Source organism: Massiliimalia timonensis (assembly GCF_900186585.1).
GTDB classification, from domain to species: domain Bacteria; phylum Bacillota; class Clostridia; order Oscillospirales; family Ruminococcaceae; genus Massiliimalia; species Massiliimalia timonensis.
Map to the genome: position 1 here is coordinate 55,191 of NZ_FYDD01000003.1, position 22,270 is coordinate 77,460.

The following is a 22,270-nucleotide window of genomic DNA, read 5'->3' on the forward strand; positions in this document are numbered from 1 at the left end:
TCTTCAATTTGCCACATACATTTGCTCGTATGGGTTTTTACTGTCGGGTGTGACGACAGTAAACTCTGAATTTATTATCTTTTTTATATCACAGCCGAACACTTCGCAGAATTCGGTGAGTTCGGGACGGAGACTTTCTATATCCTCCTCGGTTGCAGATTTCGCACAGACATTTTTTGGAAAAGTAATATGATCTATATTACCTCTGAGAATGATTTTTCCACCATGCATTCCGGTACAGGGAAAATTACCGACGATTCTACGTTCAGTATGACTCATTCCAAGAACCATAATGATACCTCCGGCTTGATATTCCCCAAGAAAGCTACCTGCTTTTCCACCGATAATCATGACAGGGATCTTGTCCTTGTATGCTTTCATGTGGATACCTGCCCGATAACCAGCATCTCCCTGAATATAAATTTTTCCACCGCGCATGGCGTAGCCTGCGGCATCTCCAATACTGCCGTGAATAATGATTTTTCCATCATTCATCGTATCTCCTACGGCATCCTGGGCATTGCCATTCACCTCAATGGTAGCGCCGTCAAGATAGGCGCCTAGTGCATTGCCGGGAATTCCGTTGATTGTAATATGCTTGTCCTTCATCCCCGCGGCGATGAAGCGCTGCCCACAGCATCCGGAGATTGTTATATTCGTATCAAATGAACGAACCTTTTGGTTCAGCGTTTTGTGATCAAGACCTTTAACATCAAATAACATAATATTATACCACATCTCCAAACTTTTTTCTACGGCTTTCAGAAGAAAATGCCATAAAACTCGCATTTTCTTTTAATAAATCAAAGTCAACGGTTTCAAGGGGAGTTTGCTCCCGGATCAAAGAGGTATAAATACCGCCTCTCTCTACCTTATCCACCAAGATATATCCTTTCAATAAGCCATCACGCACAAAGAATTTTTTACAGGATGTATCGTCCTTTTGCATGTAGACTGTTCCGCCGTCTTTTTCACTGGTGTAACTGCCGGCCGTCATAACGTGCAAGCCCAAAATGCCAATAGAATTCATAGGGATCGCATTGTCAAACGACTTCGTTCCGCCTGCCATATTAATACCCGCGGTAAAGCCCTGTATATATGCGTTGGGGAGCAGTGCAAGTACACGATTGTCCCCAAAAGAAAGATCGAATCCTTCTGTACAATCTCCTGCTGCATATACATTATCAAGGCTTGTTCGCATTTCACTGTTTACAACAATACCACGATTTACTGTTCCGCCGATTTCTGCGATCAAAGCTGTGTTTGCCCTAACGCCGACTGCTGTAACAAGGATATCAAAATCAATAACCTTTCCGCTTTTCATAATAGCCTTGTTTCCATCAAATCGAACCACGCTATCCGACAGGCAAAAATCAATGCCATGCATTTCGAGAAACTTCTGTACCATCGGGGCGGTGTCTTGGTCAAGAATACTGGACAGGATCTTATCTGCAAGGTCACACACCATAATACTTTTTACTCGGTCGTGCAAGCCTTCCGCACATTTTAATCCAATCAGTCCCGCACCGATAATGAGAACCCTGGAATCCGGTGAAATCGCTTTTTCAAGCGCGAAGGCGTCCTCCAATGTTATAAAGGAAAAGTGATTCTTCACAGAATCCAATCCATCAAAGGGTGGAACAAAAGGTGATGAACCAGTAGCAATGCATAATTCAGAAAACGGAACCGTGCTGCCTTTTGACAACACAACTGCTTTGTTTTCATGATCAATTTGGATGGCGGTTTCATGGTAGAGAACCTCACATCCATTTTTTTGGTAGAAGTCATCAGGACGATATCCAATTTTATCAAGCGTCGTTTTTCCTTCAAGATAATAGGAGATAAGAGGACGGCAGTACACAGGCTGACTTTCTTTAGAAACGACAACAATATGGCTTTCTGTATCTATGCTGCGAATACCCTCAATACATCCAGCGGCGGCTATACCATTGCCGATAATTACATACTGTTTCATGGGCTCACCTCTCTTCATATACAATTGCCCTGTTTGGACAGCCCTTGACACAGGCAGGCTCTCCACAGGTGTTTTCCAAACACAGTTCACATTTTTGCGCTGTCCCATTTTCAGAAACCGAAAGCGCCCCATAAGGGCAAGCCATAATGCAGGAAAGACATCCCACACACTTTGTTTTGTCGATGCAGACACGCCCATTGTCTGTGTGTAAAGCGCCCGAAATACAGCATTTTACACACAAAGGATCATTGCAATGACGGCAGGAAACAGCAAAACTGATTTTGTCCTTGCCGTCTACCGAGATCCTCGGGAAAAGTTTTTTGCCCTTTAGCGCTTTCACCATATCAGACAACCCGGAGTTGGCAAAGGCACAGTTATATTCACACAGGTGGCATCCAAGGCACCACGCTTCATTCACATATACTCGTTTCATACAATCACCCCTTATTCTCCGGCGTGAGATATGCCAAGGATCTCAAGTTCTTTGTCTGTTAGCCCGATACCACGAAGCATCAAACGGTTTCCCCTTAATGCTTCAATGGAATTGATCCCCATGCCGCCCATTAGTTCCTTGATTTCATGACGCCAGGCATTCATTAAGTTGACGAGGCGTTCACAGCCTATTTCAGGATTAAGACGTTTTACAAGCTCGGGGCGTTGTGTGGCAATGCCCCAGTTACACCTGCCGCTTTGACAGGTACGGCAAAGGTGGCAGCCAAGTGCCAGAAGAGCAGCCGTAGCGATATAACAAGCATCTGCGCCAAGGGCAATAGCCTTTACTATATCTGCAGCATTGCGAATACTACCGCCAACAACAATAGAAACGTTGTTCCGGATCCCCTCGTCACGAAGGCGTTTATCTACCGAGGCCAAAGCTAGCTCGATCGGGATCCCCACGTTATCACGAATTCTGGTAGGCGCTGCTCCTGTACCGCCGCGAAAGCCGTCAATAGCGATAATATCTGCACCACTTCGGGCAATTCCGCTTGCAATGGCGGCAATGTTATGCACAGCGGCAACCTTGACAATAATTGGTTTTTTATATCCGGTAGCTTCCTTCAAAGAGTAGACAAGCTGCCTCAAATCCTCAATCGAGTAAATATCATGATGCGGCGCCGGGGAGATAGCATCCGAACCTTCGGGAATCATACGAGTACGGGAAACATCCCCAACAATTTTCGTGCCGGGAAGATGTCCTCCTATACCGGGCTTTGCACCTTGTCCCATCTTGATCTCAATAGCGGCACCGGCTTCCAGATAATCCTTGTGAACACCAAAACGGCCGGATGCAACCTGTACGATCGTGTTTTCACCATAACAATAAAAATCTTCGTGCAGACCGCCTTCACCGGTGTTATAGAGAACTCCGAGATGCCTCGCAGCGGTTGCCAATGATTTATGGGCGTTATAGCTGATTGACCCGTAGCTCATTGCAGAGAACATAACCGGCATAGAAAGTTCAAGCTGTGGTTCTAATTGGCAGATGATCTGTCCGTTTTCATCTTTCTCCACCTGCGATGGCTTTTTACCGAGAAAAACTTTGGTTTCCATGGGCTCTCTAAGAGGGTCGATCGAAGGGTTTGTCACCTGCGACGCGTTTATAAGGATTTTATCCCAATACACCGGCATGGGCTTCGGATTTCCCATAGAGGAAAGCAATACGCCGCCGCTGTTCGCTTGCTTATAGATTTCTTTGATCGTATCATCCTGCCAGTTGGCATTTTCGCGGAGCTGGCAATCGCTTTTTATAATTTTCAATGCTCGCGTTGGGCAGAGTGCAACACAGCGCTGACAGTTTACACATTTAGTCTCGTCGGACAACATAATCTTGTTATCTTCATCATAGGAATGAACCTCGTTTGCGCATTGCCGTTCGCATACACGACAAGCAATACAGCGCTTGTCGTTCCTTATTACTTCGAATTCAGGATAAATAAATTCTATGCCCATTAGTACGCACCGTCCTTTACCTTAACAATGACTGCTTCTCCGCCTGCCGGAGAGACGATATTCTCCGCATCTGGTTCCATCATACGGATAGCAGCTTCTTCACTTGCAATAAACACCTTGTCATCCTTTTCGCCAACTACCATAGAACGAAGCTTCAAACGGTCATTGAGCGCCATAAGCCCACCGTTAAAGCCAAGCACGATGGAAAAGGGTCCGGTAATCAGAAGACTTGGAAAAACAGTACGGAGATATTTTAATTTTTCTTTTTCTGAAATATCCGTCTTTGCCGCAATGGTGCTCCAAAAGGGTGCGGCAATAACACTTGCTGCTTCATCTAAAGAAAGCTTTTGTACTCGGAGCAGATAGTCCATGATGTAGGTGATGACCTCGGTATCGGTTTGAAGGGTACATTTATAGCCAAACATCTCGATAAATCGGCGGTTGGCATCGTAGGAAGATATTTCACCGTTATGTACAATAGAATAATCAAGCAAAGTGAAAGGATGCGCACCGCCCCACCAACCAGGTGTGTTTGTGGGATATCTGCCGTGAGCTGTCCAGGAATATGCTTCATATTCCTCTAATTTATAGAATACGCCAACATCTTCGGGAAATCCGACTGCTTTAAATGTTCCCATATTCTTTCCGCTTGAAAACACATAAGCGCCGGGCATTTCGGTGTTGATCTTCATTACCGAGCGTGTCACATATTCTTTTTCATCAAGCTGAAGATTTACAAGCATAGAACGAAGCGGGGCCACAAAGTATCGCCATATAATGGGTTCATCGGTAATGGATGGAATTTTCCTTGTGGGAATGATCTCAGATTTTACAATTTCAAAATACTCTTTTAAAACCCCCTCGCAATTCTTGCGGGAAGCTCTATCATTAAAGAACATATGCAAAGCATAAAATTCCCTATATTCCGGATAAATACCGTATGCGGCAAAACCCCCGCCAAGTCCATTGGAACGGTCGTGCATCGGTTTCATCGATTCAATGATCTTTTCTCCGGTCATTTTGTTTCCGTCCTTGGAAATCACTGCGGCAATCGCGCAACCGGAGGGGATGCGTACTTGACCTTCAATATGATTCATAACGCTTGCCTTCCTTTCTTGCTAAAAAAGCAAAGGCGCTCATTTTAGTACAGGGAACTCGTCCTGTTCTAAAATGAACGCCTTTGCTCATCTTGTCTTTTATCATATACTTTTATCGTCGGTTTGTCAATAGACAAGGAAAATATTTTGCAAGTTTTTAAAAAAGTCTTGCAAAAAGGGGTTGACAAGAGCATTTTATCGTGATAAAATAGTCAATGTTGAAGGCAAGGGCGTCTTCGGGATTCATTTCTCGGGGTCGCTCTCTTTTTTATCGAATTCAATAATAAGGAAAAGGCAAAGGCGTCTTTAAGTGGTTTGATACCCTTAAAGGCGCTTTTTTGTTTTCAAGAGGAGGATGCAAGATGTCATATGTTGATGAAATCATCGAACAAGTGATCAAAGAAAACCCAGCGGAACCGGAGTTCCACCAAGCAGTTAAGGAGGTTCTGGATTCCCTGCGAGTAGTAGTGGATGCCAATGAGAAAGCATTCAGAAGAGATGCGCTTTTGGAACGGCTTGTGAATCCGGAACGTCAAATCAAGTTCCGTGTTCCGTGGATTGACGATAACGGACAGGTCCATGTCAATACTGGATATCGTGTTCAGTTCAATAGTGCGATCGGTCCCTATAAAGGCGGCTTACGTTTGCATCCGTCTGTTAATCTTGGAATCATTAAATTTCTGGGATTTGAACAGATCTTCAAAAATTCATTGACCGGTCTTCCGATCGGCGGGGGCAAGGGCGGTTCCAACTTTGATCCTAAAGGGAAATCCGATCGTGAGATCATGGCGTTCTGCCAAAGCTTTATGCTGGAGTTGTATAAATATGTCGGTGCGGATACAGATGTCCCTGCTGGAGATATTGGCACCGGTGCTCGTGAAATTGGATATATGTTCGGACAATACAAAAGGATCCGGGGACTCTTTGAGGGTGTGTTGACCGGAAAGGGATTGTCCTACGGTGGTTCTCTCGCAAGAACAGAAGCGACCGGCTATGGGCTCCTTTATATTACCGAAGAAATGCTCAAATGCAACGGTCACAATGTCGAGGGTAAAACCGTCACCGTTTCCGGCTCCGGCAATGTGGCAATTTATGCGATTGAAAAAGCAGAACAAATGGGAGCAAAGGTTGTGACCTGTTCCGATTCTGATGGTTGGGTATATGATTCGGACGGAATTGATGTCGCAGCACTGAAGGAGATCAAAGAAGTGAAACGTCAGCGGTTAACGGAATATAAAAAATACCGTCCGAATTCCGAATATCACAAAGGAAAAGGCGTGTGGGCGGTAAAATCTGACATTGCGCTTCCTTGTGCCACACAAAATGAGCTTGATTTGGAGAATGCAAAACTGCTTGTTAAAAATGGTGTTATTGCAGTTTGCGAAGGTGCAAACATGCCGACTACGCTGGAAGCAACCGAATATCTGCAAGCAAACGGCGTTTTGTTCCTTCCCGGGAAAGCTGCAAATGCTGGAGGCGTGGCGACTTCTGCTTTGGAAATGTCCCAAAACAGCGAAAGACTTCACTGGTCTTTTGAAAAGGTAGATGCAAGACTCAAACAGATCATGATCGACCTGTTCCATAATCTGGACGCTGCGGCCAAAAAATATGGTATGGATCATAACTATGTTGCGGGCGCCAATATTGCTGGTTTTGAGAAGGTCGTTGACGCTATGACTGCACAAGGTATCGTTTAATCTGAATATGTAAAGGGAAAGGCAAAGACGTCTGACAAATCTTGTATGGATACAGGTGTCTTTGCCTTTATATTTTGAAGGGGGACTCTACAATGAGCGCAGTAACAGAAATTTTCGGAAGCAAGGTTTTTGACGATAGGGTAATGAAAGCAACCCTGTCAGCAAAGGTATATAACTCCCTTAAGAAAACGATCGACGAGGGAGAGGATTTGGATATCAGTGTGGCAAATGCTGTGGCTGCGGCGATGAAAGATTGGGCGGTAGAGAACGGTGCGACCCATTATACGCACTGGTTTCAGCCCCTTACCGGAATTACGGCTGAAAAACATGATAGCTTTATTTCTCCCTCACCCGATGGCGGTGTGATTATGGAGTTTTCGGGGAAAGAACTGATCAAAGGCGAGCCGGACGCTTCTTCTTTTCCGTCAGGCGGTCTTCGCGCAACCTTTGAAGCAAGAGGTTATACCGCTTGGGACCCAACCTCTTATGCTTTCATCAAAGGCAAGACGCTTTGTATTCCCACGGCGTTCTGTTCTTATGGCGGTGAAGCTTTGGACAAGAAGACTCCGCTGCTTCGTTCTATGGAGGCCCTGAACAAGCAGGCTATGCGCATTATTCGCCTGTTTGGCGATAACACCGTTAAGTGCGTGAAAACCTCGGTAGGCCCTGAGCAGGAATATTTCCTTGTAGATAGAGAAATGTATAATAAGCGACAGGATTTGATTTTCACCGGAAGAACTCTGTTTGGCGCAAAGTCTCCCAAGGGGCAGGAAATGGACGACCATTATTTTGGCGTTATCAAGCCCCGTGTGGCGGCCTTTATGGATGATTTGAATCATGAATTATGGAAGTTAGGTATTCTTGCAAAGACAGAACACAATGAAGTTGCTCCTGCGCAGCATGAGCTTGCGCCAATTTATACGACAACCAATGTGGCGACAGACCACAACCAGCTGACTATGGAAATTATGCAGAAGGTTGCTGCAAAACACGGCCTTGTCTGCCTTCTCCACGAAAAACCTTTTGCGGGCGTCAACGGAAGCGGAAAGCATAATAACTGGTCTATCACTACCGATACTGGTGTAAATCTGCTTGCGCCCGGTAAAACTCCTTATGAAAACGCACAGTTTCTGCTGTTCCTCTGTGCTGTTATAAAAGCAGTGGATGATTATCAGGACCTGCTCCGCATCTCTGTTGCTACAGCTGGCAATGACCACCGGTTAGGAGCAAACGAAGCGCCTCCAGCAGTGGTTTCCATGTTCCTTGGTGATGAACTGAATGCCATTTTGGAAGCGATCGAAGCCAACACCCCATATAACGCTGCTGGCAAACAAGTTATGAAGCTTGGTGTAAATGTGCTTCCACAATTTACGAAAGATACCACAGACCGTAACCGTACCTCACCCTTTGCTTTCACCGGAAACAAGTTTGAGTTCCGTATGCTTGGCTCCTCTAACAGTATTGCTTGTGCGAACATTATGCTGAATGCGGCGGTCGCTGAATCCCTTAAGGTCTACGCAGACCGTTTGGAAAACGCCGAGAACTTTGAAACGGCTCTTCACGAAATGATTCGTAAAACTATTAAGGATCATAAGAGGATCATCTTCAACGGTAACGGGTATGACGACATCTGGATCAAAGAAGCTACTGAAAAGAGGGGTCTGTGTAATTATCGTACCACAGCAGATTGTATTCCTCATCTTCTCGACAAGAAGAATGTAGATATGCTGACCTCCCATAAGGTCTTCACAGAAGCGGAACTCAAGTCCCGTATGGAGATTACCCTTGAAAACTACTGTAAGACGGTTCTTATTGAGGCAAATACTATGGTAAGCATGGCAAGAAGGGAAATTGCTCCGGCTGTGGAAATTTATGTAAAGGAGATCGCAAAAACGGCAGCGCTCAAGAAGTCCGTATCGGATGATATTTCCTGTTCTTATGAGAGCAATTTGCTCAAAAATCTTTCTGCACTGACAGAGCGTATTTCTACTGCGACAGACGAACTCGAAAGCGGGATCGATCAGATAGGGCTGTGCGACAATGTCGTGACGGAATCCGCTGCGATCCGAGATATTCTTATCAATAGGATGGAGGAATTGCGTGCTGCTTGCGATGAGGCAGAAGTATTGACGTCTAAAAAGTACTGGCCGTTCCCGACTTATGGGGATCTGCTGTTTGGAGTCAGATAAATAATCTTTAAGGAGATGGTTTTTGTGGATGCTACAAGCATTATGGGGTTTGTAAAGGAGGCCGTTACTTCCGAGGTATTCGGCGTATGGTTCTTGATAGGAGCCGCCCTTGTATTCTTTATGCAGGCTGGCTTTGCAATGGTAGAAACAGGTTTCACCAGAGCCAAAAATGCCGGCAACATCATCATGAAAAACTTGATGGACTTTTGCATCGGAACGGTTGCATTTGTTTTTATCGGATTTAGCCTGATGATGGCTGAGGATTATATTTTTGGGTTAATCGGCATTCCAAATCTGAATATCTTTACTGATTTTGGCGGCTTTATCAAAGAAAACGCCTCCAGCTTTGTTTTTAATCTGGTGTTCTGTGCGACTGCCGCAACTATTGTTTCCGGCTCAATGGCGGAAAGGACGAAATTTGTTTCCTACTGTATTTACTCCGCGGTTATTTCACTTTTCGTCTATCCCGTCGAGGCAGGCTGGATTTGGAACTCCCAGGGTTGGCTTGTACAGCTTGGGTTCCACGATTTCGCAGGTTCTGCTGCAATTCACTCGGTTGGAGGTATTACAGCGTTGATTGGTGCGATTATGGTTGGCCCTCGTCTTGGTAAATATATCAAAGACAAGTCGGGTAAGGTGAAAAAAGTAAATGCAATTCCTGGCCATTCCATCACGCTTGGTGCGTTAGGCTGCTTTATCCTCTGGTTTGGCTGGTACGGATTTAACGGTGCAGCTGCATGGGACGGAACCTCCCTTGCTTCCATCTTTTTGACAACAACTATCGCACCTGCTGTTGCTACCTGTACAACAATGATTTTTACATGGATTAAAAATGGCAAGCCTGATGTTTCTATGTGCCTGAATGCCTCCCTTGCGGGACTGGTCGGTATAACCGCAGGCTGTGACGCGTTGGATGCTTTTGGATCAGTTATCGTAGGTATTGTCTCCGGTATTCTTGTGGTTGTTGTAGTAGAGGTTCTCGATCTGAAGCTTCATATTGATGATCCGGTTGGTGCAGTCGGAGTCCATCTTGCAAATGGCGTTTGGGGCACAATTGCAGTTGGACTGCTTGCCAGTCCCGCAGCACCTGCCGGCCTAAACGGGCTTTTCTACACTGGAAGTGCCAAACTCCTCGGTGTTCAGCTTGTCGGTATCATTTCTGTCCTTGCGTGGACTGCCGTTCTTATGACAGTTGCATTCTTTATTATCAAAAAGACAGTAGGCCTCCGAGTTTCTGCTGAAGAAGAGATAAAAGGCCTTGACAGCACGGAGCATGGGCTTCCAAGCGCATATGCTGACTTTGTCCCGGCTGTAGAGAGCCTTTCTTATGGATACGAATCGGCGGTGGCGGTTAAAGGGGCCGTTCCTGTGGCGGAAGCAGTACCGGTTAAAAAGGTTCCTGCGTTTGAAGAAGACGCTCAGAAATTCACGAAAGTGGAAATCGTCTGCAAGGAATCCCGCTTTGAGGCTTTGAAAGCAGCTATGATGGATATTGGGATTACCGGTATGACTGTATCCCATGTTCTCGGCTGCGGCGTACAGAAAGGAAAACCTGAATACTACCGTGGCGTTCCGGTAGATGCCAATTTGCTTCCAAAAATTCAGGTGGATATTGTTGTAAGCAAGGTTCCTGTCCGCAGTGTAATTGAAACTGCAAAAAGAGTACTGTATACCGGTCACATCGGCGACGGAAAAATCTTTGTCTATGACGTGGAAAACATCGTTAAGGTGCGTACCGGTGAAGAAGGTTATGACGCTCTGCAGGATGTAGAGTAAACTGAAAGGATGGATTTATGATGAAAAATGAAACAATGAAAGACACTGGCTATATTCTTTTTACCGAGCAAACACAAAAAATTCAAATCGGACAGCCTGAAATTTCCGAACTGTACAAAAAGGCGTTTTTGGAAAATGACACAGGCGTATCCAACGAGTATTGCTTGAACACGACCTCTTGGGACTAGGCCCCCATAATCAAAAGCGTTTGAGACAGGAGAAGTAACACAGGGGATCGCTTACAGCGAGTATGGGATAGTGAGAGCCATATAGTAGATCCTGTGCGAATAACACCGGTCGAGCTGCAATCTGAAAAATGGAGATTTAGTAGGTGCGCCGCATAACCTTGCGTTAGTAGGCAGAGCTTTGTCAAGAAGCTTTCAGAGAACAAATATAGGTGGTACCGCGAGAACAGCGCTCGCCCTATAGGAGGCTGAATATTGTTTTATTGGAGGATATACATATGTGTTCTATTATGGGCTATTGCGGTACATCCGCAACATTAAAAGCATTTAGGAGAGGCTTTGAGAAAACTATTTCCAGAGGACCTGACGACAGCAAAATAATTGATACGGGAAAAGGTCTCCTCGGCTTTCACCGTTTAGCAATCATGGGGCTACATCCGGAAGGAATGCAGCCTTTTTGCCTTGAAAAGAGTTATTTGGTGTGCAACGGGGAGATCTATGGGTTTGAACGGTTTAAAAAGAAACTGTCCGAAAAGTACACCTTTAAAAGCGAGTCGGACTGCGAAATATTGCTTCCGCTGTATCAAGAATACGGCATAGAAATGTTCTCTATGTTGGATGCGGAATTTGCCCTCGTTCTTTATGATGGGGAAAAAGAGGAATACATTGCGGCCCGTGACCCAATTGGTATCCGTCCTTTGTATTACGGCTACGATAAAGCTGGTACGATCCTTTTCGCCAGTGAAGCCAAAAACCTTGTAGGACTTGCAGATAAGATCATGCCGTTCCCTCCCGGCCATTACTATAAAGACGGAGAATTCGTTTGTTATTGTGATATTGCCAAGGCAGAGACGGTTGTTCGCGATGATTTGGATACCGTATGTAAAAATATCAGGGAGAAACTTGTCCGCGGCGTTGAAAAACGGCTTGTTGCGGATGCAAAGGTAGGGTTTCTTCTTTCTGGGGGGTTGGATTCCTCTCTTGTGTGCGCCATTGCCGCCAAGAAAAGTCATGAACCGATCAAGACCTTTGCTATTGGAATGAGCGAGGATGCAATTGACCTAAAATATGCAAAACAGGCTGCCGATTATATCGGCAGCGACCACAGAGAGATTATCATCACCAAAGACGATGTGCTTTCCGCCTTGGAGCAGGTCGTTTATATTCTTGGCACCTTTGATATTACTACCATTAGGGCCAGTATTGGCATGTATTTGATCTGCAGGGCTATCCATGAAACAACGGATATTCGCGTGCTTCTGACAGGAGAAATCTCCGATGAACTGTTTGGCTATAAATACACGGATTTTGCACCGAATGCGAAAGCGTTTCAAGAAGAATCACAAAAGCGAATTCGTGAGCTGCATATGTATGATGTGCTTCGTGCAGACAGATGCATTTCGGTAAACTCTTTGGAAGCCCGTGTTCCATTTGGAGATTTGGATTTTGTGAAATATGTAATGGCGATTGATCCCGAAATGAAGCTGAACAAATATGGAAAGGGCAAATACCTGCTCCGTCACGCCTTTGAAGACGGCGGCTATCTGCCTGATGAAATTCTGTGGCGCGAAAAAGCGGCCTTTTCCGATGCCGTCGGCCATTCTATGGTGGATTATCTGAAAGAGCTTGCCGAAAGTACCTATGCTGATGAAACGTTTAAGGCAGGCTGTGAAAAATACAGGCATGCAAAGCCGTTTACAAAAGAATCCTTGCTGTATAGAGAATTGTTTGAAAAATACTACCCCCATCAGGCACAGATGATCGTTGATTTTTGGATGCCCAATAAGGAATGGGACGGCTGCAATGTTAACGATCCCTCTGCCCGTGTTCTTTCCAACTATGGTGACAGTGGAAAATAAAAGAAAGAAGTTCATGATTATCAAAAACAAAAACTGATGTATAAGGCAAGGCGAAAAAGGCTTATAAAATGAAACAAATGGCATAAGGTAAGGGTGTCTACGATGTCGTATCAAAGCCTCCGATAACAGTGGAAGAAGAGTGAGGGATAATACTATGACGAAATATATTTTTGTGACGGGCGGCGTTGTGTCCGGTCTTGGAAAAGGCATTACAGCCGCGTCGCTCGGCAGATTATTAAAGGCAAGAGGATTGAAAGTAGCGGCGCAAAAGCTTGATCCATATATCAATGTTGACCCGGGCACAATGAGCCCCTATCAGCACGGTGAGGTATATGTGACAGAAGACGGCGCCGAAACCGACCTGGATCTGGGACATTACGAACGGTTTATTGATGAAAACTTGAATCAGTTTTCTAATCTTACAACCGGTAAGGTATATTGGAATGTTCTGAATAAAGAGCGCCGAGGCGAATATCTTGGTTCAACTGTTCAGGTGATCCCGCATATCACCGATGAAATCAAGGCCTTTGTTTACCGTGTTGGAAAGCAGACTGATGCGGATGTGGTCATTACTGAAATCGGTGGCACGATCGGCGATATTGAATCCCAGCCTTTTTTGGAGGCAGTCAGGCAAATCTCTCTTGAGGTAGGGCATGAAAATAGTCTGTTTATTCACGTGACCCTTGTTCCTTTTTTAAGTGGTTCGGATGAACATAAATCGAAACCCACGCAGCACTCAGTAAAAGAGCTTAGGGGGATGGGCATCGATCCGGACATTATTGTTCTTCGCTGTGACAAGCCGCTTGAAGAAGCTATCTTCAAAAAAATATCTATGTTCTGTAATGTAAAACCGGACTGCGTAATAGAAAACATTACATTGCCTGTTCTCTACGAAGCGCCGCTGATGCTGGAAAAGGCGAACTTTTCCAAGGTCGTATGCAGAGAATTGGGGCTTGGGACAGATGAGCCCGACCTGAAGAGCTGGATCGCAATGGTAGAGCGGATCAAGGCGCGCACGGAGTGCGTGAAAATCGGTTTGGTTGGTAAATATACAGAACTTCACGACGCATATTTATCGGTGGCGGAAGCGCTCCATCATGCCGGATATTACCACAATACACATATTAAGATCCATTGGATAGATTCAGAACAAATCACCATAGAAAATGCAGATGAAAAGCTCGCTGATGTTGATGGCATCATTGTTCCGGGCGGCTTTGGAGACAGAGGGATCCAAGGTATGATTCTTGCCGCAAAATATGCAAGAGAACATAGGGTTCCCTATTTCGGCATTTGCCTTGGTATGCAAATTGCGGTCATTGAGTATGCGAGAAATGTTTTAGGAATTCACGATGCCAACTCCGGTGAATTTGACGAGGCCTGTGCAAATAAGGTCATTGACTTTATGCCGGGACAGAGTGATGAGGTGGATAAAGGAGGTACGCTCCGCCTCGGCGCATATCCTTGTAAAGTCAAAAGCGGTACTGCGCTGGAAAAATGCTATGGCTTATCTGAAATCAGTGAGAGGCACCGGCACAGATATGAATTTAATAACGATTATCGTGATAGGTTTGAAAAGGCAGGGCTTACGCTGGCAGGCACATCACCCGATGGAAGATTGGTAGAAACGGTTGAACTCACCGATAGAGATTTTTATATCGGCGTTCAGTATCATCCCGAATTCAAAAGCCGGCCCAATAAACCGCATCCGCTGTTTCAAGGGTTCATCGGTGCTGCTATTGGACATTTGAAAGGAACGCGTATATGAGTATTCACGAAGAATGCGGTGTGTTTGGGGTGTTTTCTCCTTATACTCTTGACATATCAAGCGTTGTATATTACGGCTTATATGCTTTGCAGCATAGAGGACAGGAAAGCTGTGGGATCGTTGTAAACGATGATGGGGTGTTTACCTCACATAAGGATCTGGGACTTGTTGGAGAAGTTTTTTCGAGAAATATTCTTACATCGTTGCCAAGCGGTCAAATGGCGGTAGGTCATGTGCGCTATGGTACAACGGGAGGAACAAACCGAAATAACTGCCAGCCCATCGAGGTTAATCATCAAAAGGGCAAAATGGCGATTGCCCATAACGGGAATTTAAGTAATGCGGTAAAGCTTAGAAACGAATTAGAAATGTCAGGAGCCATCTTTCACACCACAAGCGATACCGAAACCATTGCCTATATTGTTACAAAAGAGCGTCTTACCTGTGGTTCTATTGAAGAAGCCGTCAGCAGAGCTATGGACGTTTTAGACGGCGCATATTCTATTGTTCTGATGTCACCGCAAAAGCTGATCTGTGCAAGGGACCCCTACGGTTTCAGACCTCTCTGCTATGGAAAAACAGCTGATGGTATGTATGTAGCTGCATCGGAAAGTACGGCGTTAAAGGCAGTAGGCGCCGAGGTAATACGAGATGTCCTGCCCGGTGAAATTCTTGTTTTTGACCGAAACGGCGTGGTATCACGTACCGAGCATTGCGGGAAAAAGAGTAAAAAGCTTTGCTCATTTGAATATATCTATTTTGCACGGCCTGATTCGGTGATAGACGGTATTCCGGTCCACGCTGCAAGATTTAGAGCAGGAGAGATCCTGGCAAAGCATCACCCGATAGAAGCTGATGTTGTGATCGGCGTTCCTGATTCGGGGCTTGACGCCGCGCTTGGTTACAGTAAAGCATCCGGAATTCCATACGCTATTGGCCTTATCAAGAATAAGTATATTGGCAGGACCTTTATCTCTCCCGGACAGTCCAGCCGGCTTGATCAGGTGAAAATCAAGCTATCTGCGATCGAGGAAAATGTCAGAGGCAAACGAGTTGTTCTCGTAGATGATTCTATTGTCAGAGGAACAACAAGCGGAAGAATTGTGAAACTGCTTCGTGATGCGGGAGCTGAGGAGATCTATTTGAGAATATCTTCTCCGCCATTTTTACACCCTTGCTATTACGGCACAGACATTGACTCCGAAGAGCATTTGATCGCTTGTAGGCATTCTGTATCAGAAATAGCGGATATCATTGGGGCAAACGCTCTTGGATATCTGCCAACAGAAGAACTAAAGGCCATGATAGGAAACGGCGGCTATTGCAGCGCTTGTTTTGATGGATGTTATCCAACGCCTGTCCCAAGCGATACACGCAAAGACCGTTTTGAGCAAAAACTGTCTTCGAAAAACAAAAGGAAATAAAGATATGCGAGGTATAGAGTATGCTGAAAGAATTTAATAGAAAACTAGTTTTTGAAGATGGTAACGAATATCTCGGGTATTCCTTCGGGGACACCTGCGATAAGGTTTGCGAAATCGTGTTCAATACTTCTATGGTTGGATATCAGGAAATTTTGTCCGACCCCTCCTATACCTACCAAGCGGTCGTGATGACCTATCCGCTTATCGGCAATTACGGTATGACAGAGGAAGATTACGAAACAAAGCATCCTACTCTTGGCGCCTTCATTGTAGGCGAGTATAATGATACCCCATCAAACTTCAGGAGTACGGCGACCCTTGGAAAAATTATGGAACAGTATTGCATCCCGGGGATCTATGGGGTCGATACAAGAAAGCTTACTCGGTATATCCGAGATTTTGGCAGCCGAAAGGTGCTGATTACAGATATTTCAACTTCAAAAGAAGATGGAATGAAAATTCTCGAAAAGTTCGACATTCCTACAGATGCGGTGTCAAAAGTTTCACCTAAAGAAAGCTATCATGCAAATACCCGGAATCCAAAATTTCATATAGCCGCCATTGACTGCGGCATGAAGCAGAATATAGTTCGCTCATTGAATCAGAGAAAATGTGCGGTAACGGTTGTTCCATATAATACTACCGCTGAATATATTAGAAAATTGGGCCCCGACGGCGTATTTATTTCCAATGGTCCCGGCGACCCCAAGGATGTGCCGGAGGTAATTAAGACGATTCGTGAACTGCACGGAGAATATCCAACTTTTGGAATTTGTCTTGGCCATCAGATTATTTGCCTTTCCTACGGCGCAGAGTGCTATAAGCTGAAATTCGGACACCGCGGCGGTAACCATCCTGTCAAAAATATGCAGACGGGAAAGATAGAAATCACATCACAAAACCACTCCTATGCGGTGGACAGCGATAGCCTGAAGCATACGCCGCTTGAGGTAACACATATCAACCTGTTGGATAACACCGTAGAGGGTGTTGCCTGCGAAAAGGACAAGGTGTTTTCAGTACAGTATCATCCTGAAAGTGCCCCCGGCCCGGAGGACAGCGGTTATTTGTTTGACCGATTTATTGAAATGATGCAGGAGGTAAAGGAAAATGCCTAAAAGAACAGATATTAAAAAAGTCCTTGTCATCGGTTCCGGTCCTATTGTTATCGGTCAGGCGGCAGAATTTGACTATGCGGGCACACAGGCTTGCCTTGCGCTTAAAGAAGAAGGATATGAGGTCGTCCTCTGCAACTCCAATCCTGCTACCATCATGACCGATACCAGCATTGCGGATAAGGTGTATATGGAACCTCTGACCTTAGAATACATCTCAAAGATCGTTCGCCATGAGCGCCCCGACGCTATTTTGCCAGGGATTGGGGGCCAAACCGGGCTTAACCTTGCCATGCAGCTTGAAAAGAAGGGTGTGCTTGCCGAATGCCGGGTAAAGCTTCTCGGCACGAAAAGCAGCAGCATCGAGCGTGCCGAGGACCGCGAACTGTTTAAGGAACTTTGCGAGGAATTGGGAGAACCCGTTTTACCATCTGATATTGCCACCTCCGCAGAAGAAGGATTAAAGGCTGCAAAGGCTATCGGTTTTCCTGTAGTGCTTCGTCCTGCCTTTACCCTTGGCGGTACAGGCGGCGGCTTTGCCGATAATGAAGAAGAATTGTTGCCGCTGATGAAAAATGCCCTCGCGCTCTCTCCTGTACATCAGGTTCTGATTGAAAAGAGCATAAAAGGATATAAGGAAATTGAGTACGAGGTGATTCGGGACGCCAATGATACGGCGATCACTGTTTGCAACATGGAAAACCTTGATCCTGTCGGTATCCATACGGGAGATTCCATTGTTGTTTGCCCCTCTCAAACGCTGACCAATAAAGAATATCAGATGCTTCGGAACAGCGCCCTCAAAGTCATTCGTGCCCTAAAGATCGAAGGCGGGTGTAATGTGCAGTTTGCCCTTGATCCGAAGTCGTTTCAGTATTATCTCATCGAGGTCAATCCGAGAGTTTCCCGTTCCTCCGCCCTTGCTTCCAAAGCCAGCGGATACCCCATTGCAAGAGTATCCGCAAAAATTGGCGTGGGTATGACCTTGGATGAAATCCGTATTGCCAACACGCCGGCCTCCTTTGAACCGGCTTTGGATTATGTGGTAACAAAAATGCCCCGGTTCCCTTTTGATAAATTTACGGATGCAAGCAACGCGCTCAGTACCCAAATGAAAGCGACCGGTGAGGTCATGAGCGTCGGCAGAACAGTGGAAGAGAGTATACTCAAGGCGATTCGTTCTCTTGAAATCGGATTATGCCATCTGCACCACCGCAAGTTTGATGATATAGGCGCAGATGAATTGCTTGGCTATATCAAAATTGGCACAGATGATCGCATTTATGCTATTGCAGAGCTTTTTAGAAAAGGCTGTAGCACGCAACAAATCAACGAGGTGACTGCCATTGATTTGTTTTTTCTTGAAAAGCTTCGGAACATTGTAAATATGGAAACCAGCCTTGTGAAATATCCCCACAGTGCGAAAGCGCTTTTAAAAGCCAAGAAAATGGGCTTTTCTGATGAAGAAATCGCAAGGCTTTGGAACACAAATGAGCAGGCGGTCTTTGAAGAACGAAAAAATGCCGCCATTATTCCTGTATATAAAATGATCGATACCTGTGCTTCAGAATTTAAAAGCTATATCCCGTATTTCTACTCCACCTATGCCGATGAGAATGAATCGGTGGTGTCCGATAAGAAAAAGGTCATTGTGCTTGGCTCGGGGCCTATCCGTATTGGCCAGGGCGTGGAGTTTGACTATTCAACGGTCCATGCTGTTCAAACGATCAAAGCGTCGGGCTTTGAAGCCATTATTATCAACAACAATCCCGAAACGGTGTCAACCGATTACACCTGTTCGGACAAGCTGTATTTTGAACCGCTTTGTGTCGAGGATGTTATGAATATCATCGAGCTGGAGAAACCGTTTGGGGTCATTGCTACCCTTGGCGGTCAAACGGCAATTAACCTCGCGGAGCCTCTGGCAAAGCGTGGCGTACCTATTATTGGAACGGATAAGCACGCCATTGATAAAGCCGAAAACCGGGAGGCTTTTGAAAAGATTCTCGCCTCTCTTTCCATTCCTCAGCCAAAAGGCAAGGCTGTTACGAATATCGAGGAAGGTCTTCGCGCGGCCGAGGAAATCGGTTATCCTGTTTTGGTTCGCCCCAGCTTTGTGCTTGGAGGCAGAGCAATGCAAATTGTAGCAAAGCCGGAGCAGCTATGCCACTATCTGAAAACTGCGGTAGAGATCGACGAGGACAAACCCGTTTTGGTGGACAAATATCTGCGCGGCAAAGAGGTTGAGATAGATGCCATATGTGATGGGGAAAATGTATTTATTCCCGGGATTATGGAGCTTGTAGAGCGCACTGGGGTTCATTCAGGCGATTCTATCAGCGTTTACCCGTCCTTTAGTATTTCGGATAAGGTAAAGGGTAAAATCATTGACTACACGAAAAAACTTGGGCTTGGGATCGGCATTGTAGGGCTTTACAATATTCAGTTCATTGTCGATGAAGAAGAAAATGTGTATATCATAGAGCTTAACCCTCGTTCCTCCAGAACAGTTCCGTTTCTCTCAAAGGCTACGGGATACAGCCTTGCGGATATTGCGACCCTTGTGATTCTTGGAAAAAGCTTGAAAGAACAAGGATTTACCGAAATCTATCCCAAAGAAAGAGAACGCTTTTATGTCAAAGTTCCGGCATTTTCTTTCTCAAAGCTCCACGGTATGGATGCCTATTTGTCGCCCGAAATGAAATCCACAGGAGAAGCTATTGGATATGACAAAAAAATACACCGTGCAATGTTTAAAGCAATGGCGGCCTCCGGGATCCACCTGCAGAATTACGGTACAGTCTTTGTGACGCTTGCTGATGAGGACAAGGAAGAAGCATTGCCGCTTGTGAAAAGATTTTATGATCTCGGCTTTAATATTGAGGCAACCATCGGTACGGCAGACTTTTTAAAGGCCCACGGTATTCGCACAAGAATACGCCGCAAGCTCAGCGAAGGCAGCGAAGAAATACTGGAATCCATCAGAGCAGGATATGTAAGCTATGTGATCTGCACTCGTGCCATCCTTTCGGGAATACATTACGAAGATGGCGTTGCGATCCGCCGCTGTGCAACTGAAAACAATATTACAATGCTCACATCCCTTGATACCGTTAAGGTTCTGCTGGATGTGTTAGAAGAAACAACAATAGGGATCTCAACGATCGATTCATAGGAGGTAAATAATGCACTTTACAAAAATGCACGGTCTGGGAAATGACTATTTGTATTATTATGGAGAATTAAAAAATCCGTCTAGCATATCAAAAAGGCTGTCAGACAGGCATTTTGGAATTGGTTCTGACGGAATCATTACAATTTCGCCGTCAACGGCCGCAGATTTTAAAATGCGAATTTTTAATGCTGACGGCAGCGAAGCTATGATGTGTGGAAACGGTATCCGCTGCGTGGGCAAATATGTTTTTGATAAAGGTTATACCGACCAAAAAAAGCTGACCATTGAAACGCTGTCAGGTAATAGGGAGCTTACACTCGGAACCATCGGCAATAGGGTAAACGAAGTAACCGTCAATATGGGAAAATGCATTGTCAATAAGCCGGTTCTGCTCGATACATCCTATGGAAAGGTCATGGTCACACCGGTATCGGTTGGAAACCCCCACGCCGTCGCTTTTGTTGAGAGTATCACAGATGCTCCTGTGGATACAATGGGGAAGGAATTGGAGCATCATCCGTATTTTAAAGATGGCGTCAATGCAGAATTTGTGCAGGTGATTGACCGAAATACAATAAAAATGCGTGTCTGGGAGCGTGGAAGCGGTATTACCATGGCTTGTGGTACCGGAGCCTGCGCCTCGGCCGCTGCTGCGGTCCGGGCAGATTTATGTGATAAAGAGGAGGAAATAGCAGTTTGCCTTGATGGCGGACAATTAAAAATCAAGGTACTATCGGATGGCACGGTAATGATGACTGGACCGGCAGAAACCATATGCGAATGTGAGGTTGAAGAGCAGTGAGAGCAAATATAAACTACAATCACCTAAAAGAAAGCTATCTGTTTTCAGAAATCGCTAGACGTGTAAGCAACTTCAGCAAAATTCATCCTGAAACAGAAATCATCCGCATGGGGATTGGGGATGTCACCCTGCCGCTTTGCAGCTCGGTGGTAGAAGCCATGAAACAAGCCGCAGAAGATATGGGGAAGGCAGATTCTTTTCATGGTTATGGTCCGGAACAGGGATATGATTTTCTTAGAGAAAGGATCCAAGCCTATTATGCCGAAAATGATGTTGCACTGGAACTTTCGGAAATATTCGTTTCCGATGGGGCCAAAAGCGATCTTGGCAATATACTTGATCTGTTTGACAAAGAGAACACTGTTTTGATCCCCGATCCTGTATATCCCGTATATGTGGATACCAATTTAATGGATGGCAGAAAAATCATTTTTGCAGATGCAAATGAAAACAACGGATTTCTGCCGCTGCCTGATGATTCGGTTTTGGCAGATATTATTTATATCTGCTCTCCTAACAACCCTACAGGAGCGGTTTACAACCGAGAGCAATTAAAGCTTTGGGTGGAATATGCTCTTCGCAATCATGCCGTTATTTTATTCGATGCAGCTTATGAATCTTTTATTGTGGATAAAGATCTTCCCCGCAGTATCTTTGAGATAGACGGCGCAAAGAAGTGTGCGATCGAATTTTGCTCGCTGTCAAAAACCGCGGGATTTACGGGTACTCGCTGCGGTTATACTGTAGTTCCTCAAACACTTGAATTTGATGGAATACAGCTTAACCATATGTGGCTTCGCCGGCAGACAACAAAATTTAATGGCGTTTCCTACATTGTGCAAAAGGGCGCAGAAGCGGTGTTTACAAAAGACGGAAGAGAGCAAATAAAAGAAAATATCGCCTATTATCGAAAAAATGCCAAGATTATTACATCAGCCTTAGACAAGCTTGGTATCTGGTACACGGGCGGTAAAAATTCCCCGTACATTTGGCTTCGTTGCCCGAATGGCATGGATTCATGGACCTTCTTTGATATGCTGTTATCTGAGATTGGTGTAGTCGGAACACCGGGAGCAGGCTTCGGAAAAAACGGGGAAAAGTTTTTTCGCCTAACTGCTTTTTCGACCAATGAGAATACGGCGAAAGCGATGGAAAAGCTCCGCTTACTCTTAGAGAAAGACGATGGGTATCATCAATTCTTTTGATCTTCAAAAATGCCGATCATTTTGGCAAAGGCTTCTTGAGCAATATCCCCTGC

General features: G+C 45.3%; 16 protein-coding genes. 11 read left to right on the top strand and 5 right to left on the bottom strand.

What is annotated here, in order from left to right:
* Positions 1-3: 3 nt before the first annotated feature.
* Genes CIB36_RS02245 through CIB36_RS02265 form a run of 5 tightly spaced genes read right to left on the bottom strand, consistent with a single transcriptional unit; the run spans position 4 to position 5,022 of the window.
* Positions 4-723: a GltB/FmdC/FwdC-like GXGXG domain-containing protein gene (locus CIB36_RS02245; protein WP_093988943.1), complete on the bottom strand. Its 720-nt coding sequence runs from the start codon at positions 721-723 to the stop codon at positions 4-6.
* A gap of 4 nt (positions 724-727) precedes the next feature.
* Positions 728-1,975 (bottom strand): NAD(P)/FAD-dependent oxidoreductase, encoded by a 1,248-nt coding sequence (locus CIB36_RS02250; protein WP_093988001.1) that lies wholly within the window; start codon positions 1,973-1,975, stop codon positions 728-730.
* A 4-nt stretch (positions 1,976-1,979) separates the two neighbouring features.
* A complete protein-coding gene (locus tag CIB36_RS02255; protein ID WP_093988002.1) occupies positions 1,980-2,408 on the bottom strand; it encodes a 4Fe-4S dicluster domain-containing protein in 429 nt (142 codons plus the stop codon).
* 11 nt (positions 2,409-2,419) lie between these two features.
* Positions 2,420-3,925, bottom strand: a complete 1,506-nt coding sequence (locus CIB36_RS02260; RefSeq protein ID WP_093988003.1) for a glutamate synthase-related protein — start codon at positions 3,923-3,925, stop codon at positions 2,420-2,422.
* Positions 3,925-5,022 carry a class II glutamine amidotransferase gene (locus tag CIB36_RS02265; protein WP_093988004.1) on the bottom strand — a complete coding sequence of 366 codons (1,098 nt, stop codon included), beginning with the start codon at positions 5,020-5,022 and terminating at the stop codon, positions 3,925-3,927. The genes CIB36_RS02260 and CIB36_RS02265 overlap by 1 nt, the downstream gene beginning before the upstream one ends.
* Positions 5,023-5,384: 362 nt before the next feature.
* Between CIB36_RS02265 and gdhA the strand changes: the two genes are divergently transcribed.
* From gdhA to CIB36_RS02315, 11 genes are all read left to right on the top strand, one after another.
* A complete protein-coding gene (gdhA, locus tag CIB36_RS02270; protein WP_093988005.1) occupies positions 5,385-6,719 on the top strand; it encodes an NADP-specific glutamate dehydrogenase in 1,335 nt (444 codons plus the stop codon).
* Between the two features lie 92 nt (positions 6,720-6,811).
* The gene (locus tag CIB36_RS02275; protein WP_093988006.1) at positions 6,812-8,908 is read left to right on the top strand and encodes a glutamine synthetase III family protein; all 2,097 of its coding nucleotides are present in this window, start codon (positions 6,812-6,814) and stop codon (positions 8,906-8,908) included.
* A 42-nt stretch (positions 8,909-8,950) separates the two neighbouring features.
* Positions 8,951-10,684 carry an ammonium transporter gene (locus CIB36_RS02280; RefSeq protein WP_093988944.1) on the top strand — a complete coding sequence of 578 codons (1,734 nt, stop codon included), beginning with the start codon at positions 8,951-8,953 and terminating at the stop codon, positions 10,682-10,684.
* Between the two features lie 20 nt (positions 10,685-10,704).
* Entirely contained in the window at positions 10,705-10,872 is a 168-nt protein-coding gene (locus CIB36_RS13215; protein ID WP_158662551.1) for a hypothetical protein, read from the top strand.
* A gap of 275 nt (positions 10,873-11,147) precedes the next feature.
* The gene (gene asnB / locus CIB36_RS02285; protein ID WP_093988007.1) at positions 11,148-12,728 is read left to right on the top strand and encodes an asparagine synthase B; all 1,581 of its coding nucleotides are present in this window, start codon (positions 11,148-11,150) and stop codon (positions 12,726-12,728) included.
* Positions 12,729-12,882: 154 nt separating this feature from the next.
* On the top strand, positions 12,883-14,496 hold the full coding sequence (locus CIB36_RS02290; RefSeq protein ID WP_093988008.1) for a CTP synthase: 1,614 nt from the start codon (positions 12,883-12,885) through the stop codon (positions 14,494-14,496).
* On the top strand, positions 14,493-15,920 hold the full coding sequence (gene purF / locus CIB36_RS02295) for an amidophosphoribosyltransferase (RefSeq protein ID WP_093988009.1): 1,428 nt from the start codon (positions 14,493-14,495) through the stop codon (positions 15,918-15,920). The genes CIB36_RS02290 and purF overlap by 4 nt, the downstream gene beginning before the upstream one ends.
* Positions 15,921-15,940: 20 nt before the next feature.
* Positions 15,941-17,038, top strand: a complete 1,098-nt coding sequence (gene carA, locus CIB36_RS02300; RefSeq protein ID WP_203226422.1) for a glutamine-hydrolyzing carbamoyl-phosphate synthase small subunit — start codon at positions 15,941-15,943, stop codon at positions 17,036-17,038.
* Entirely contained in the window at positions 17,031-20,210 is a 3,180-nt protein-coding gene (gene carB, locus CIB36_RS02305; RefSeq protein ID WP_093988010.1) for a carbamoyl-phosphate synthase large subunit, read from the top strand. The genes carA and carB overlap by 8 nt, the downstream gene beginning before the upstream one ends.
* Positions 20,211-20,220: 10 nt before the next feature.
* Positions 20,221-21,012 carry a diaminopimelate epimerase gene (dapF, locus tag CIB36_RS02310; RefSeq protein ID WP_093988011.1) on the top strand — a complete coding sequence of 264 codons (792 nt, stop codon included), beginning with the start codon at positions 20,221-20,223 and terminating at the stop codon, positions 21,010-21,012.
* The gene (locus tag CIB36_RS02315) at positions 21,009-22,217 is read left to right on the top strand and encodes an LL-diaminopimelate aminotransferase (protein ID WP_093988012.1); all 1,209 of its coding nucleotides are present in this window, start codon (positions 21,009-21,011) and stop codon (positions 22,215-22,217) included. Before dapF ends, CIB36_RS02315 begins: the two co-directional genes overlap by 4 nt.
* Positions 22,218-22,270 lie beyond the last annotated feature (53 nt).